The 282-nt window shown below is 40.4% G+C and carries 1 pseudogene; it reads left to right on the forward strand.

Features of this window, described 5'->3' with window-relative positions:
• Positions 1-282, forward strand: a pseudogene (locus AOA62_RS25835) (hypothetical protein); the annotation flags it as partial.

Genomic DNA, 282 nt, shown 5'->3' on the forward strand with positions numbered 1-282 from the left:
CTTCCTGGCATGGAAGGTGGGGTTCATACGACGAGTTCCAATGAGCATGATGAAAGTGGTTATATTTCAGAGGATCCTGAAAACAGAACGAACATGATGAAGAAACGTCTGGAAAAAATTCGACATGCCATGATTCAAGAGCCTTATAAACTTTCAGGAGACGCTAATTCAGAAGTGCTTTTTGTTGGTATGGGATCAACGTATGGAATGATACAGGAAGCGATGAAACAGCTCAATGAAGAAGGTGTAATGAATGCATCACATCTTCTTTTACAACAGCTA

The sequence above is a fragment of the Pseudomonas sp. 2995-3 genome (assembly GCF_002742565.1).
In the GTDB taxonomy this organism is placed as follows: domain Bacteria; phylum Pseudomonadota; class Gammaproteobacteria; order Pseudomonadales; family Pseudomonadaceae; genus Aquipseudomonas; species Aquipseudomonas edaphica.